15 protein-coding genes are annotated in these 13,454 nt (G+C 64.8%); 9 read left to right on the top strand and 6 right to left on the bottom strand.

Features of this window, described 5'->3' with window-relative positions:
* Window positions 1-34: 34 nt before the first annotated feature.
* From bioB to OP494_RS01710, 8 genes are all read left to right on the top strand, one after another.
* Window positions 35-1,147 carry a biotin synthase BioB gene (bioB, locus tag OP494_RS01745; protein WP_280539025.1) on the top strand — a complete coding sequence of 371 codons (1,113 nt, stop codon included), beginning with the start codon at window positions 35-37 and terminating at the stop codon, window positions 1,145-1,147.
* A gap of 3 nt (window positions 1,148-1,150) precedes the next feature.
* Entirely contained in the window at window positions 1,151-2,311 is a 1,161-nt protein-coding gene (gene bioF / locus OP494_RS01740) for an 8-amino-7-oxononanoate synthase (RefSeq protein WP_280539024.1), read from the top strand.
* The gene (locus tag OP494_RS01735) at window positions 2,308-3,036 is read left to right on the top strand and encodes an alpha/beta fold hydrolase (RefSeq protein WP_280539023.1); all 729 of its coding nucleotides are present in this window, start codon (window positions 2,308-2,310) and stop codon (window positions 3,034-3,036) included. Before bioF ends, OP494_RS01735 begins: the two co-directional genes overlap by 4 nt.
* Window positions 3,033-3,833 carry a methyltransferase domain-containing protein gene (locus tag OP494_RS01730; protein WP_280539022.1) on the top strand — a complete coding sequence of 267 codons (801 nt, stop codon included), beginning with the start codon at window positions 3,033-3,035 and terminating at the stop codon, window positions 3,831-3,833. Before OP494_RS01735 ends, OP494_RS01730 begins: the two co-directional genes overlap by 4 nt.
* A 1-nt stretch (window position 3,834) precedes the next feature.
* Window positions 3,835-4,536, top strand: coding sequence for a dethiobiotin synthase (bioD, locus tag OP494_RS01725; protein WP_280539021.1), 702 nt, complete (start codon window positions 3,835-3,837; stop codon window positions 4,534-4,536).
* 62 nt (window positions 4,537-4,598) lie between these two features.
* Window positions 4,599-5,879: an adenosylmethionine--8-amino-7-oxononanoate transaminase gene (bioA, locus tag OP494_RS01720; protein WP_280539020.1), complete on the top strand. Its 1,281-nt coding sequence runs from the start codon at window positions 4,599-4,601 to the stop codon at window positions 5,877-5,879.
* A 144-nt stretch (window positions 5,880-6,023) separates the two neighbouring features.
* Entirely contained in the window at window positions 6,024-7,028 is a 1,005-nt protein-coding gene (locus tag OP494_RS01715) for an amidoligase family protein (RefSeq protein ID WP_280539019.1), read from the top strand.
* Window positions 6,992-7,693, top strand: coding sequence for a type 1 glutamine amidotransferase (locus OP494_RS01710; protein WP_280539018.1), 702 nt, complete (start codon window positions 6,992-6,994; stop codon window positions 7,691-7,693). The genes OP494_RS01715 and OP494_RS01710 overlap by 37 nt, the downstream gene beginning before the upstream one ends.
* A gap of 97 nt (window positions 7,694-7,790) precedes the next feature.
* On the opposite strand, the gene OP494_RS01705 is transcribed toward OP494_RS01710, so the two are convergent.
* The 3 genes from OP494_RS01705 to OP494_RS01695 all read right to left on the bottom strand — a co-directional run bounded on the left by OP494_RS01705 (window position 7,791) and on the right by OP494_RS01695 (window position 10,456).
* Window positions 7,791-9,098: an MFS transporter gene (locus tag OP494_RS01705; RefSeq protein WP_280539017.1), complete on the bottom strand. Its 1,308-nt coding sequence runs from the start codon at window positions 9,096-9,098 to the stop codon at window positions 7,791-7,793.
* Window positions 9,099-9,340: 242 nt separating this feature from the next.
* Window positions 9,341-9,772: an OsmC family protein gene (locus OP494_RS01700; protein WP_246896889.1), complete on the bottom strand. Its 432-nt coding sequence runs from the start codon at window positions 9,770-9,772 to the stop codon at window positions 9,341-9,343.
* An 84-nt stretch (window positions 9,773-9,856) separates the two neighbouring features.
* Window positions 9,857-10,456 (bottom strand): DUF1415 domain-containing protein, encoded by a 600-nt coding sequence (locus OP494_RS01695; protein WP_280539016.1) that lies wholly within the window; start codon window positions 10,454-10,456, stop codon window positions 9,857-9,859.
* A 131-nt stretch (window positions 10,457-10,587) separates the two neighbouring features.
* Here OP494_RS01695 and OP494_RS01690 point away from each other — a divergent pair, with 131 nt between their 5' ends.
* Window positions 10,588-11,475, top strand: coding sequence for an aldo/keto reductase (locus OP494_RS01690; RefSeq protein ID WP_280539015.1), 888 nt, complete (start codon window positions 10,588-10,590; stop codon window positions 11,473-11,475).
* A 22-nt stretch (window positions 11,476-11,497) separates the two neighbouring features.
* Here OP494_RS01690 and OP494_RS01685 read toward each other — a convergent pair whose 3' ends face one another.
* The 3 genes from OP494_RS01685 to OP494_RS01675 are packed head-to-tail and all read right to left on the bottom strand — an operon-like array spanning window position 11,498 to window position 13,367.
* Window positions 11,498-12,154 carry an FMN-binding negative transcriptional regulator gene (locus tag OP494_RS01685; RefSeq protein WP_280539014.1) on the bottom strand — a complete coding sequence of 219 codons (657 nt, stop codon included), beginning with the start codon at window positions 12,152-12,154 and terminating at the stop codon, window positions 11,498-11,500.
* Between the two features lie 10 nt (window positions 12,155-12,164).
* A complete protein-coding gene (locus OP494_RS01680) occupies window positions 12,165-12,908 on the bottom strand; it encodes a GNAT family protein (RefSeq protein WP_280539012.1) in 744 nt (247 codons plus the stop codon).
* 12 nt (window positions 12,909-12,920) lie between these two features.
* Complete coding sequence (locus OP494_RS01675) at window positions 12,921-13,367, bottom strand: GNAT family N-acetyltransferase (protein WP_280539011.1); 447 nt, start codon at window positions 13,365-13,367, stop codon at window positions 12,921-12,923.
* Window positions 13,368-13,454 lie beyond the last annotated feature (87 nt).

The raw sequence follows: 13,454 nt of genomic DNA, 5'->3' as shown, positions 1-13,454 counted from the left end.
AACTCACTACAAGTTAACAGATAGCGAGAGCATTATGCCTGCCCGGTTACACGACAACGCTTGGGCCGATCCCTCCGCGGCTCCCCTGGCGGCCATTCGATACGACTGGTCCCTGGAAGAGATCGAAGCGCTGTTCGCGCTACCCTTCAACGACCTGCTGTTCCGTGCCCAGCAGGTGCACCGGGAATATTTCGACCCCAACGCCGTGCAGGTCTCGACGCTGTTATCGATCAAGACTGGCGCCTGCCCGGAGGACTGCAAGTACTGCCCGCAATCCGGGCACTACAACACCGGGCTCGGCAAGGAAAAGCTGCTCGAAATCGAGAAGGTGGTGGAGCAGGCCAAAGCGGCCAAGGATGCGGGGGCCAGTCGCTTCTGCATGGGCGCCGCCTGGCGCAGCCCGCAGGAGAAGGACCTGCGGGTGGTGATGGAGATGGTCGGCCGGGTCAAGGCCCTGGGGCTCGAAACCTGCATGACGTTGGGCATGGTCGACGCCAGTCAGGCAAGTCGGCTGGCCGAGGCAGGCCTGGATTACTACAACCACAACCTGGACACCTCGCCGGAATACTACGGCGAGATCATTACCACCCGTTCCTACGCCGACCGCCTGGATACCCTATCCAACGTCCGTGAGGCGGGCATGAAGGTCTGTTCGGGCGGCATTCTCGGAATGGGCGAAGCACCGCGCGACCGCGCGGCCCTGCTGCAACAACTGGCGGGCCTTGAGCCGCATCCCGAGTCGGTGCCGATCAACATGCTGGTCAAGGTACCGGGCACACCGATGGAAAACGTCGAAGACCTGGACCCGCTCGAGTTCATCCGCGCCATCGCCGTGGCCCGCATCCTGATGCCGATGAGCCACGTGCGGCTGTCCGCCGGCCGCGAGCAAATGAACGAGTCGACTCAGGCCATGGCGTTCCTCGCCGGTGCCAACTCCATTTTCTACGGCGACACCCTGCTGACCACCGGCAACCCTCAGGTGGAACGCGACCGGGCACTGTTCGACAAGCTCGGCCTGCACCCCGAGCACGTCGAAACGAGCGCGCACGAGGCCCACAGCGACGACGAACAGGCCGAAACCGTGCTGGCCCATGCCATCCAGCGCCAGCGCGACGAGGCCCTTTTCTACGACGCTGCCCGGGCCTGAGCCATGCTGTCGCGTGCGGACCTCTGGCCAAAGCGGCTATCGAACGCCGCCGCCCAACGGCAAGCGGGTGGCGGCTGGCGACAGCGTTCTTTACTTAGCGAAGACGACGCCTGCATCGACTTCGCCGGCAACGATTATCTGGGTCTGGCCGACGACCCGCGTCTGGTCGAGGCTCAGGCGGCGGCTGCGAGACGCTTCGGCGCCGGCGCCAAGGCATCGCACCTGGTCTCCGGGCACCTCGACATCCACGAACGACTCGAACGACGCCTGGCCGCGCTGACCGGACGCCCCCGGGCCCTGCTGTTCTCCACCGGCTACATGGCCAACCTGGGCACCCTGCAGGCGCTGTGCGACCGCCACACCTCGGTCTTTCAGGATCGCCTCAACCACGCCTCGCTGATCGATGGCGCAAGGCTGGCCGGCGCGCCCTCACGGCGCTTTCACCATCGTGATTTGACGAACCTCGAACGGCTTCTGGCCCGGGCCCCGAACGATGCCCCGGCGCTGGTGGTCAGCGATGGCGTGTTCAGCATGGACGGCGATACCGCCGACATCGCCGGCCTCGCCAGCACCTGCCGACACCAGGGCGCCTGGCTGATGATCGACGATGCGCATGGTCTCGGCGTGCTCGGCGCACATGGCGACGGTTGCGTGGGACGCGCCCACGGCGTCGACGAGGTGCCGATACTGGTTGGCACCCTGGGCAAGGCACTGGGCAGTGCCGGGGCCTTCGTGGCCGGCGATGCCGCCCTGATCGACCACCTTATCCAGTTCGCCCGCCCCTACATCTACACGACGGCCCAACCGCCCGGCGTGGCGGCAGCCACTCTGGCCGCTCTGGACATCCTCGAAGACGAACCCGAGCGTCGCATCCAGTTATTTGAGCGCATCGCCCGCTTCCGACGCGAGGCCGCCACACTCGGCTTGCCGCTGGCCGACTCCCGCACGCCCATTCAGCCCATCGTGCTGGGCGCCAACGCGCGCGTCATGCGCTGGGCCGAGCGCCTGGCTCGGGCCGGATTACGCGTCGGCGCCATTCGTGCCCCCACCGTGCCGCGCGGCCAGGCACGCCTGCGCATCACGCTTTCCGCCGCCCACGACGATGATGCCCTGAACGCCCTGCTCGACGGGTTGGCCGCCTGCCAGCGAGAGGAGGTCACATGAGCGAATCGACGCCCCCTCGACTGGTGCTGCTCTCCGGCTGGGGCTGCGACGCCCGCCTCTGGCAAGCACTCGACGGATACTGGTCGACGGAAGTCGACGTCGAGACGCCGGACTGGCCGGGCTATGGCGGTCGCGCCACGCCCGACGATCCCGCCTCGCTGGACGAACTGGCCGACACCATGGCGGATGCGATGCCCAGTGACGCCGTCTGGGTCGGCTGGTCGCTGGGCGGTCTACTGGCCGGTGCCCTGATCGACCGGCTGCCCCCGCCCCGTGCCCTGGTGTTGCTGGGGATCGGCGAGCGCTTCCCTCATCCGCAAGGCGTCAGCGAAGCCGACTTGGCCAACTTCCGCGACGCCTTCCAGCGCCATCCGGAGGCTGCGCACGCCCGCTTCCTGCGCTGGCAACTAGGCGGAGAACCCTCCCCCAGGAGCGCCCATCGCCGGCTGCGTGCGATTCTAGGCGACGACGTCCCAACCTCGCCGGCCACGCTGGCCGCAGGCCTCGAGCAGCTCGCCACGCTCGACAACACTTCACGCCTTGCCGCCGCCTCCTGCCCGGTACATCGTCTGGTCGGCACACGCGATCCCTTGCTGGCCCCAGACGTTCTCGCGGGCGCCGATCAACGTATCGAGGACGCGGGGCACTGCCCGTTGCTCAGCCAACCACAGCAGTTGGCGGCGTTATTATCAGGCATCGCCGTCCGCTCGGGAGCGAGACCATGAATACCGCTCCGAGCGCCGTCGAGCCGGCCGAACACGACGAGGCCACCGAGTGGCGCACCCGAGTCGCGCATGCCTTTTCCCGCGCCGCGCCGCATTACGTGCGCCGTGCCACCGCCCAACACGCCATGAGTGAGCACCTGCTGACCCACCTGCCCAGCCAGGCCGAGTGCATCCTGGACTTGGGCTGCGGTCCTGGGGAACTCACCGCCCGACTGGCACGCCATTACCCCGACCACCGTCGAATCGAAGGTCTCGACTTGGCACCGGGGATGCTCGCCGAGGCGCGTCGACGCCATCCTGAAGCGATCCGTTGGGTATGCGGCGACGCCGCCATGTTGCCCCACGCCGACACCAGCTTCGACCTCGTCGTCTCCAACCTGGCGATCCAGTGGTGCCCGGACCTCGACCGGGTACTCAGCGAAATTCGCCGGGTGCTGAGGCCGGGAGGACGCGCCCTGCTCAACACCCTGGCGCCGGGCACCCTGGCCGAGGTTGGCCACGCCTGGACGCGACCCGCCGCGCTGCTCGAATTTCGCGACGCGGCCCGCCATCGCCGGGCGGCCCACGGAGCCGGCTTCCGCCGGGTCGAGGTCACGGCACGTACCGAGCGCTTCCACTATCCCGACCTCTCGGCCGTGATGGCCTCTATCAAGGGCGTCGGCGCCCAAGTGGCGCGTCCCGGCAAGCTGCTGACCCGCAGCGATCTGGCACGGGCCAGGCAGCGTTACGAGACACTGCGCGAAGCTCCCGGCCTCCCCGTGACCTATCACCTTCTGACGCTCGATCTGGAACGCTGAAATGACCGCTTATTTCGTGACCGGCACCGACACCGACGCCGGCAAGACGCTGGTAGCCAGCGGCCTGCTGGCGCTGGCCCGCCGCCGCGACCTGACCACCCTGGGGCTCAAGCCCGTGGCTTCCGGCTGTGACAACACGCCTCGGGGGTTGCGCAACATCGACGCCCTGACCTTGCAGGCCCAGAGCGAGCCTGCCACCGCCTACACCACCATCAACCCCTACGCCTATGCACCGGCCGTTGCCCCGCATCTGGCCGCCCGTCGGGCCGGCAAGATACCCACCCTCGACGCCCTGATCGAGCACGTCGCCGAACCGTTGGCCGAGAAGCGCGACCTGACGCTAATCGAGGGCGCCGGCGGCTGGCGTGTGCCGCTCAACGATACCGAGGACCTCGCTGGCCTGGCGGTGCGACTCGATCTGCCGGTGATCCTGGTCGTGGGTCTCAAGCTCGGCTGCCTGAACCACGCCCGGCTCAGCGCCGAGGCGATCCGCACCGACGGCCTGCCACTGGTCGGCTGGGTCGGCAACCTGATCGACCCGGGCCTGTCCTTCGACGCGGCCTGCTATCGCGACAACCTGGCAACTCTCGAGCGCACTCTGGACGCGCCCTGTCTCGGCATCGTGCCGCGCCTGGTCGCCGACACGCCGGCGGCGCGAGCAGCGGCCGCCGCCGATTACCTGGCGCTGCCCGGCGACGCTTGAGCATCAACAGCATCAGCGGACACCCACGCCACCGACATGCGATTTACATGCGAGGAACCCCGATGACCTCCCCCGTTTGGCACCCCTATGCCCATCTCAAGACCCAGGCGCCATCACCCAAGGTGGTCGGCGGCGAGGGGCCCCGCTTCACTCTGGAAAGCGGCGAGTCCTTGCTGGATGCCACCTGCTCCTGGTGGTGCATGATCCACGGCTATCGTCATCCCCGCCTGGTGCGCGCCATCCAGCAGCAGGCCGAGGAACTCTGCCATGTGATGCTCGGCGGACTGACCCACGCGCCGGCCGATCGCCTGGCCCGGGAATTGGTACGCATCACGCCGGCAGGCCTGAACCACGTGTTCTTCTCCGACAGCGGCTCGGTGGGCATGGAAGTGGCGATGAAAATGGCGGTGCAGTACCACTACCTGCGCGGCAAGCCAGGCAAGCATCGCATGCTGTCCCTGATGAAGGCCTACCACGGCGACACCGCCGGGTGCATGGCGGTGTGCGATCCCGAAGAAGGCATGCATTCGCTGTTCGCCGGGCTCCTGCCACAGCATCGCTTCGCGCCCGCGCCCACCGCCGGCTTCGACGCCAGCCGCGACGAGGTGCAGCCCGACCTCGACGCCCTGCGCGGCGTGCTGGAGGCCAACCATCACGAGATCGGCGCGCTGCTGATGGAGCCGCTGCTACAGGCAGCCGGCGGGCTCAACATGACCTCGCCCCACTATCTGCGTGGCGCCCGGAAGCTGTGCGACGAGTTCGACGTGCTGCTGGTGTTCGACGAGGTGGCCACCGGCTTCGGCCGCACCGGCAGGATGTTCGCCGCCGACCACGCCGACGTGACGCCGGACATCATGGTGCTCTCCAAGGGCCTCACCGGCGGCTACCTGGGCCACGCCGCGACGCTGGCCACCGACCGTGTACACGACGCATTCATCGGCGACAGCGAGCTGCACGCCTTCATGCACGGCCCCACCTTCATGGGTAATCCGCTGGCCTGTCGCGTCGCGCTGGAGAGCCTGGCGGTGTTCGAGGAAGACGACTACCTGGGCCGCATTCAGGCGCTGAACGGCGTGCTGCGCGAGGAACTGCTCGACGATGCGGAGCTGCGCGCGCACCCGGACGTGGCCGACGTGCGCGTGCTGGGCGCCACTGCGGTGATCGAGGTCCACGATGCCGAGGCGCTCAAAGGCGTGGCCGACTTCGCCCGATCCCGAGGCGTGTGGCTGCGTCCCTTCGGTCGCTGGCTATACACCATGCCGGCCTACATCACCTCGAGGCACGACTTGCGCCAAATTACCGGTGCCATGAAGCACTGGTTTTTCGAGTGCCACACTACTTGAGCACGCGATGAGACCGCTGAGCCCCCAATATCCAGATGCCCCGGCTAGGAGCCGGGTTACATCTTCGCCCATCGGCAATGTTAACCTATCGGGCTCATGTGCCCTTTCATTCACCGGCACCGCGAATTCCGCGAGGAGTCATCCGTGCAGCCATTGCCGCCTCCCTACCCGAATACCGCCGAGGGACGCCCACGGCGGGTCGGCGTGGAAATCGAATTCGCCGGCATCATGCCCGACACCGCCGCGCGGCTGGTCGCCGACTGCTTCGGTGGCGACATTGTGCACAGGAGCCCCCACCGCATGAGTGTCGAGGACACGCCCTGGGGTAAGTTCACCATCGAGCTGGACAGCAAGTACGTCCATCCCGACGACGCGGTCATGAAGGCTAACAGGATGGCGCCCGGGCAGGCGGCGTCAGCGGGACGCGAATGGCGCGTGGAGTTCCATCAGCGTTCGCGCGAGTGGCTCGGCGAAATGGTCGCCGGCCTGGTGCCCACCGAAATCGTCTCGCCGCCGATTCCATGGTCGGAACTCGGCGAGTTCGACCGACTCTTCGAAGCCTTGCGCCGGCATGGCGCAGAAGGCACCGATGCCAGCGTCTTCTATGGTTTCGGGCTGCATCTCAACCCCGAAGTCCCCGCGACCGATACGCCGAGCGTCCTTGCGCATCTGCAGGCCTATATCATCCTCGCCGCCTGGCTGCGCGATCAGATCCGGGTCGACATCACGCGCGAGATACTGCCGCATACCAACCCCTTTCCCAAAGCCTATGCCTTGAAGGTTCTCGACCCTGATTACGAGCCGACACAGGCACAGTTGATCAGCGATTACCTACGCGACAACCCGACGCGCAACCGGGAACTCGACATGTGCCCCTTGTTCGCCCACCTCGCGCCCGAGGCCGCGCATCCCTTGCTCCAGGAAAGCCTGGTCAAGCCGCGCCCCACCTTTCACTATCGTCTGCCCAACGCCCAGCTCGACACGCTCGACTGGGGCAGCGTCACGGAATGGAACCGCTGGGTAACGGTCGAACGCCTCGCCGCCGACCCGCACAGTCTGCGTACTCAGATGCAGGCTTATCGCGCCCACCATACGCAATCGACGATGGGGCAATGGCGGGACAAACTGAAACGCTGGGTCGAGAAATGAGTTCACGACCGCTGATCGGCATCACCACCTCGGACCACAAGAGCTTCCTGGCATGGGCATGCGACCGGCTGGCCGTGTGGCGTGCCGGCGGCCAACCAGTGCGGCTATCGCCCTCGCGCGAGATTCCCGAAGGGCTGTCGGGATTGATGATCGGCGGTGGCGACGACATCGGCGCCCAGCTCTACGGCGGAGAAATGCGACTCGACGTGCGCGTCGACCCGGCACGCGACCGGCTGGAGCTCGCTCTGCTCGAGCGCTTTCTGCCCCAGCAGTTGCCCGTGCTAGGCATCTGCCGAGGCGCGCAGATCATCAACGTGCACTGCGGCGGCACCCTGATCGGCGATATCTATACCACCTACGATCATGTGCGCCGCCAGCGCACCGTGCTGCCTCGCAAGCAGGTCGACATCGCCACCGGGAGCCGCTTGCATACCCTACTCGGCGTCTCGCGCTGTCGCGTCAATAGCCTGCATCACCAGGCAGTGGATCGACTCGGCGAAACCCTTCACGTGGTGGCACGCGACCGCGACGGCCTGATCCAGGCCATCGAGGCACCCGAATGCCCCTATCTGGTCGGCGTACAGTGGCATCCCGAATTCCTCATCTTCAATCGCCCTCAGCAGCGACTGATTCGTGGCCTCGTCGACGCCGCGCGCCAGCATTGAGCTCTTTACAACGCTGACCTTCCCACACGACGACGCCCCGCATGATAGCGGGGCGTCGTGATCTGCGTGCGGCTTTCGTTGAGTACTTTTCAGCGGCTCATGAGGCCATGACCGCCAGTCGCCGACCACTCGTCGCACGCATCAGATAAAGCCCGATGACGATGCCCAATCCGCCTAACCCGGCAACATAGACCGCCGGAAACATCGGATGTACGGTCATCAACACCGACACCACGATGGGTGTGAAACCGCCGAAGATCGCATAAGCCACATTGTACGAGAACGACAGCCCCGTGAAGCGCACCATCGCCGGGAACGACTTGACGGCAATCGTCGGTACCACGCCGACGATGCCCACGGCGAAGCCGCACAGGATGTAAAGCGGCGTCAGCCACTCGGGATGCGTGCCGATGGTGGTCATCATCGCCCAGTAGCTGATCGCCAGCAGCAACCCCCAAAGCATGATGGTAGGGCCGCTGCCGAAGCGGTCCGCGCTCCAGCCCGAGGCCAGGCACCCGACCACCACGCCGAGGATGGCATAGACATTGGCCAGCGAGGCATCCAGTCCGTAACGGCTTTGCAGAAGGCTCGGCGTCATCAGGATTACCACCACGACGGCGGCGGTCAGAATCCAGGTGACGGCCATCGACAGCACCACGCTCGGCAAGTGGTTCCGCAAGACACTCTTGACCGGTAGCTCCTCGGCCAGCGCCTTCTTCTCCTGCATCTCGGCGAACACCGGTGTCTCCTGCAACCAGCGACGCAGATACACGGCCAACAGCCCGAACACACCACCGATCAGAAACGGAATCCGCCAAGCGTACGCGGCCAACTCCGCATCACTGTAAGTGGTCTTGATGAACGCCGACATCAGCGAGCCGATGAGGATCCCCGACACCAGGCCAGCGGACAGCGTGCCGCAGGCAAAACCCACATGGCGACGCTTGACGTGCTCGGTGACGAACACCCAGGCGCCGGGCACTTCACCGCCCACCGCGGCGCCTTGCAGGATACGCAGCGCTACCAGCAGCAGGGGCGCCGCATAGCCCAAGGTGTCGTAGGTCGGCATCAAACCGATCAACAGCGTCGGCACCGCCATCAGGAAGATCGACAGGGTGAACATCTTCTTGCGCCCCAGCAGGTCGCCGAAGTGCGCCATGATAATGCCGCCCAACGGGCGTGCCAGATAGCCGGCGGCGAAGATCCCGAAGGTCTGGATCTGGCGTAGCCATTCGGGCATCTCGGGGGGAAAGAACAACTGCCCCACCACCGTCGCGAAATACACAAAGATGATGAAGTCGTAAAACTCCAGTGCGCCGCCCAGGGCGGACAGTGACAGCACCTTGACGTCGCGGCGATTCAGCGGGCGCGACGAGGCCGCATCGGTCTCTTGCGAAGTAGTCATGATGAATGAGGTCTTCCGTCGAATGATCGTTGGTTCTGTTATATGACGAACAGCTGCGTCCAGCGTCGCGATACCTGAGTAAGGCGGGAGGTACCGACCGACGAGCGTATAGGAGGCTAACAGATTCGCGGAAAGACTGCATCGGCGACGTTGTCAAGCACCAACGACGCGAAGGAAGGGATGCCTATGAAAGAGCCGGCACAAGGCCGGCCCCGGAGAAGCGATACCGCTCTCAGCTTTTATCAGCTTTCGAGCGTTGCATCCAGCGTGATCTCGGCATTCAGCACGCGCGAGATTGGGCAGCCTTCCTTGGCCTTGTTGGCCGATTCCTCGAAGCCTGATTGATCGATGCCCGGCACCTTGGCACGGGTGACGAGGTGCACCTTGGTAATCTTGAAGCCACTGTCGTCCTGGTCCAGCGTCACGGTCGCCTCGGTACGCACATCGTCGGGATCGTGTCCGGCCTCTCCCAGAATCATCGACAGCGCCATCGAATAGCAACTGGCGTGGGATGCCGCGATCAATTCCTCGGGATTGGTCCCCGGCTCGCCTTCGAAGCGCGTGTTGAAACCATAGGGATTGTCCTTGAGCGCACCGCTCTGAGTGGAGACCGTCCCCTTGCCGCGCTTGAGACTGCCTTGCCAATGGGCGGAACCGGTTTTCTCGATACTCATTCGTGCCTCCTTTCGTGAGTGGGCGTCATGCCCTTACACCATAGTCCATGTGGGTGATGTCGTGGACTTCAAGGGGGCAAGGGGTCAATCGCTCGCCCGCACGCGACGACACGCCGCCCACTGCTCGGCCAGCGCAGCGCTGCCCATTTCACGCAAGGATGCGACATTTTCCTCGGGGATCGACTCCGGCGCGGGATGATTCGCCACGGCGGCTTCGACACTGCGCTCACGCAGGAGATGCCACATCGGCCAGGGCGAACGATTGGTGTAATTGGCGGGATCGTCGGCCGCGACGCCCTCGAAGTCAGTGTTCTCAAAGACCTCGTTCTCAAAGACATAGTCGGGATGAAAACTCGCCAACTGATATATTCCCGCGTACCCCTCCGCTTCTAGCAACGCTTCGGCGACGCCTAGCAGATCCAGATAATCGTCGAAGTCGGCCAACCCCTCCGGCAGGATCATCAGCGTGGTTTCGATCGACGGCTCGCCGTCCAGCCGCTGACATTCCTCGATCAAGGTATGCAGAAGCCGCTCGGGGTCGGCATCGCCCGCCACGACATAACGCAGGCTGTCACGGCGCACCTCGCGGCCGGCGAAGGGGCAAACGTCATGCGCCACGACGAAGTTCGCGACCCAGGCGCGGGTCATGGCGATGATATCGGCATCCAGGGGACGCTCGGACATGTGAATCGATCCTGAAACGAGAAAGGGCTGACAGTATAACGGACTTGTCGTGCTCTCCGTGTCAGCGCACCCTGAAGGTATTCGCATTCACCCATACTATCCCCTCATGCCAATGCCAGGGAGGCAGCGATATGGTCAAACTCCTTTCCCCCGACACGCCTAGCGTCACCCTCGCCGCCACCACCCGGGAACCCGCCGTCACGTTGCCCGCCATCGGCCAGGGAAGCTGGCACATGGGCGAGAACCGTGCCCCGCGCCGCGACGAAGTTCACGCCCTGCAATACGGCCTCGACCTGGGCATGACACTGATCGACACCGCCGAGATGTACGCCGACGGCGGTGCCGAGGAAATCGTCGGCGAGGCCCTGCGCGGGCGTCGCGACGAGGCCTTCGTGGTCTCCAAGGTCTACCCGTGGAACGCCGGCCGTCACGACGCCGTCGCCGCCTGCGAGCGCAGCCTGAAACGCTTGGGTACCGATCATCTGGACCTGTATCTACTGCACTGGCCCGGCAACGTGCCCTTGGAAGAAACGCTGGAAGCCTTCGAGCATCTACAAGCCCAAGGCAAGATTCGCCGCTACGGCGTCTCCAACTTCGACGTCGACGACATGCAAGCCCTGCATGCCTTGCCCGGTAGCGATGCCTGCACCGTCAACCAGGTGCTCTATCATCTCGGCTCGCGGGGTATCGAACATAGCCTGCTGCCCTGGCAGCGCGAACACGGCCTGCCGACCATGGCCTACTGCCCCTTGGCTCAGGGCGGGCGAGAGCTCGAGCACCCCGAGGTCCGCGCCATTGCCGACGAGTTCGGCGTCAGCCCCGCACAGGTCCTTCTCGCATGGGCAATTCGCCCGGTGAACGACCAGCGCGACGTTATCGCCATTCCCAAGGCCGTGCAGCCCGCCCATGTCGAAGCCAATGCCGCCGCCATGAGACTCACGCTGGACCACGCCAGCCTCGCGCGGCTGGACGCCGCCTTCCCCGCGCCGTCACGCAAACCGCCGCTGGATATCGTCTAGGCACATCGCCATTCGGGGAGCGTCAATCGTCGGTCGGCATTCCGCTGAGACAGGCGGCATCGCCTTCGCTGTAGCCATACTCATCTCGCAAGCCTCCATAAATGGCTTGACGCTCCTCGACCGGCTTGTGCTGGCTCGCCTTGCGCTTGCCTTCGAGTCGATCGACGGTGATCTCGATCCCGACGATGGCGCGGCACATCGCAGCGATGTAATCGTCGGGGGCATCCTCAACCCGCCAAGGCCTTTCACGCTTACCTTCGAAACGTTCGGTAAGCGCTGTCACCGTCTCGACTAACCAATGCGGATCGTCGATCAGTCGCAATCTGCCATGCGCATGCACGACCTGATAATTCCATGTCGGCACCACCTTGCCGTGTTCACGCTTGGCCGGATACCAGCTCGGCGTGATATAGGCCTGAGGGCCGTGAAAGATCACCAGGGCCTCGATGCCGTCCAAGGGACTTTCTAGCTCCCTGACAAGCGGGTTGGCACGCGCGATATGGCCAAGCAGGATATCCGATGCGCACTCGTCCTCCGCCGGTGCCAGCAAAAGTGGCAAGTGATCGGCGCTTAACTCGCCGGATGCATCACGGGTCACCAGCGTGGCGAAGGGGGCAGCCTCGATGATGCGACGGCACTCGTCACGGCCATCGAGTCGAAATTGAGACGGCTGATACATGGCTCGACCTTCAGGACAGGGAAATCGTGGCAGTCATCGACGATAACGATTGGCGCTGGCAGCCCGCCGTATCGAAGTTTTCGGGAGCCAGCCAGCGACGGTGACACGCGCGAACCACCGGCCACTCAGCGTCTAGCACCGAGAACCAGGCCGTGTCGCGATTGCGCCCGGCGACGACTCGATGCTGACGGAAGACACCCTCGAAGCGAAACCCGAGTCGCTCGGCGGCGCGGCGCGAGGGCGCGTTCAGGGCGTCGCACTTCCATTCGAGGCGTCGATATCCCATCTCGAAGGCGTGCGCCATCATCAGCATCAGCGCTTCGCTGGACATCGGCCTGCGTGCCATGCGGGGTGAGAAGCTAAGATGGCCGATCTCGATGCGACCATCGACCGGCACGATATTGAGATACGTCGCCATGCCTGCCGCTTGCCCATCGGCGGGATCGATCACGGCATAGCAGAGCGGATCCCACGCCGCGCTCATACGCGACAACCAGGCTTGGCAGCCGGCCTCGTCATCGAAGGGGCGACCGCCCAGATAGGTCCAGCGAGCACGCGCATCGGGATCGTTGTCGAATTCCGAAGCCGGCATCCGCCATGCCTGCCACAGTGCCTCGGCGTGACGGTTGGCATCCAGCGGTTCCAGCCGGCAGAACCGCCCCGCCAGAGGCTCGCTATCTGGCGCTGGCCGCGGTTGCCAGTGAGCGAGAGCGGGGCCGACCGGCTGTCCGTAAGCGTTATAGGCTTGGCTCATGGGAGATTTTCCTCAAACCGTTAGCAAGTAGGTATCGAAGTCCTCGTCGCGCCGCCAGCCGAGCGTTCGATAACGCGCTTTGGCAGTCTCGTTGTCGACCTGGGTACGTAGCATCAGTTGCGGAAAACCATGGGTGCGAGCCAACTCACGCGCCGCTTCCAGCAAGGCGCTCCCGGCACCCTGACAGCGAGCGTCAGGCAATACGAACAGGTCGTTGAGGATCCACCGCGACGCCAAGCTGGTCGTGGAAGGCACCGGGAAGAATTGTGCGAAACCGACGGCGCGACTGTCCTCCTCGACCGCCAGCAACACGTACGCATCCCCCTTTTCGAAGCGCTCGCACATAAAACGCCGGGCACCGTCGAGATCGCTGGGCTGACGATAGAACTGGCGGTAGCCATCGACCAGAGGCACCAGGTCGTCGAGCTTTTCGCGTGTCGCATGGGTAATCGTGATCATGGCAAGACTCGCGTTCGGATATGACGAAGCATTAGTCTGGCGACATAACGGTTCCCCAAGAAGAACCAATATTGCCGATATGTGAGG

Source organism: Chromohalobacter sp. 11-W, assembly GCF_029889905.1.
Classification (GTDB): domain Bacteria; phylum Pseudomonadota; class Gammaproteobacteria; order Pseudomonadales; family Halomonadaceae; genus Chromohalobacter.
This window is presented reverse-complemented; position numbering and strand designations above follow the sequence as displayed.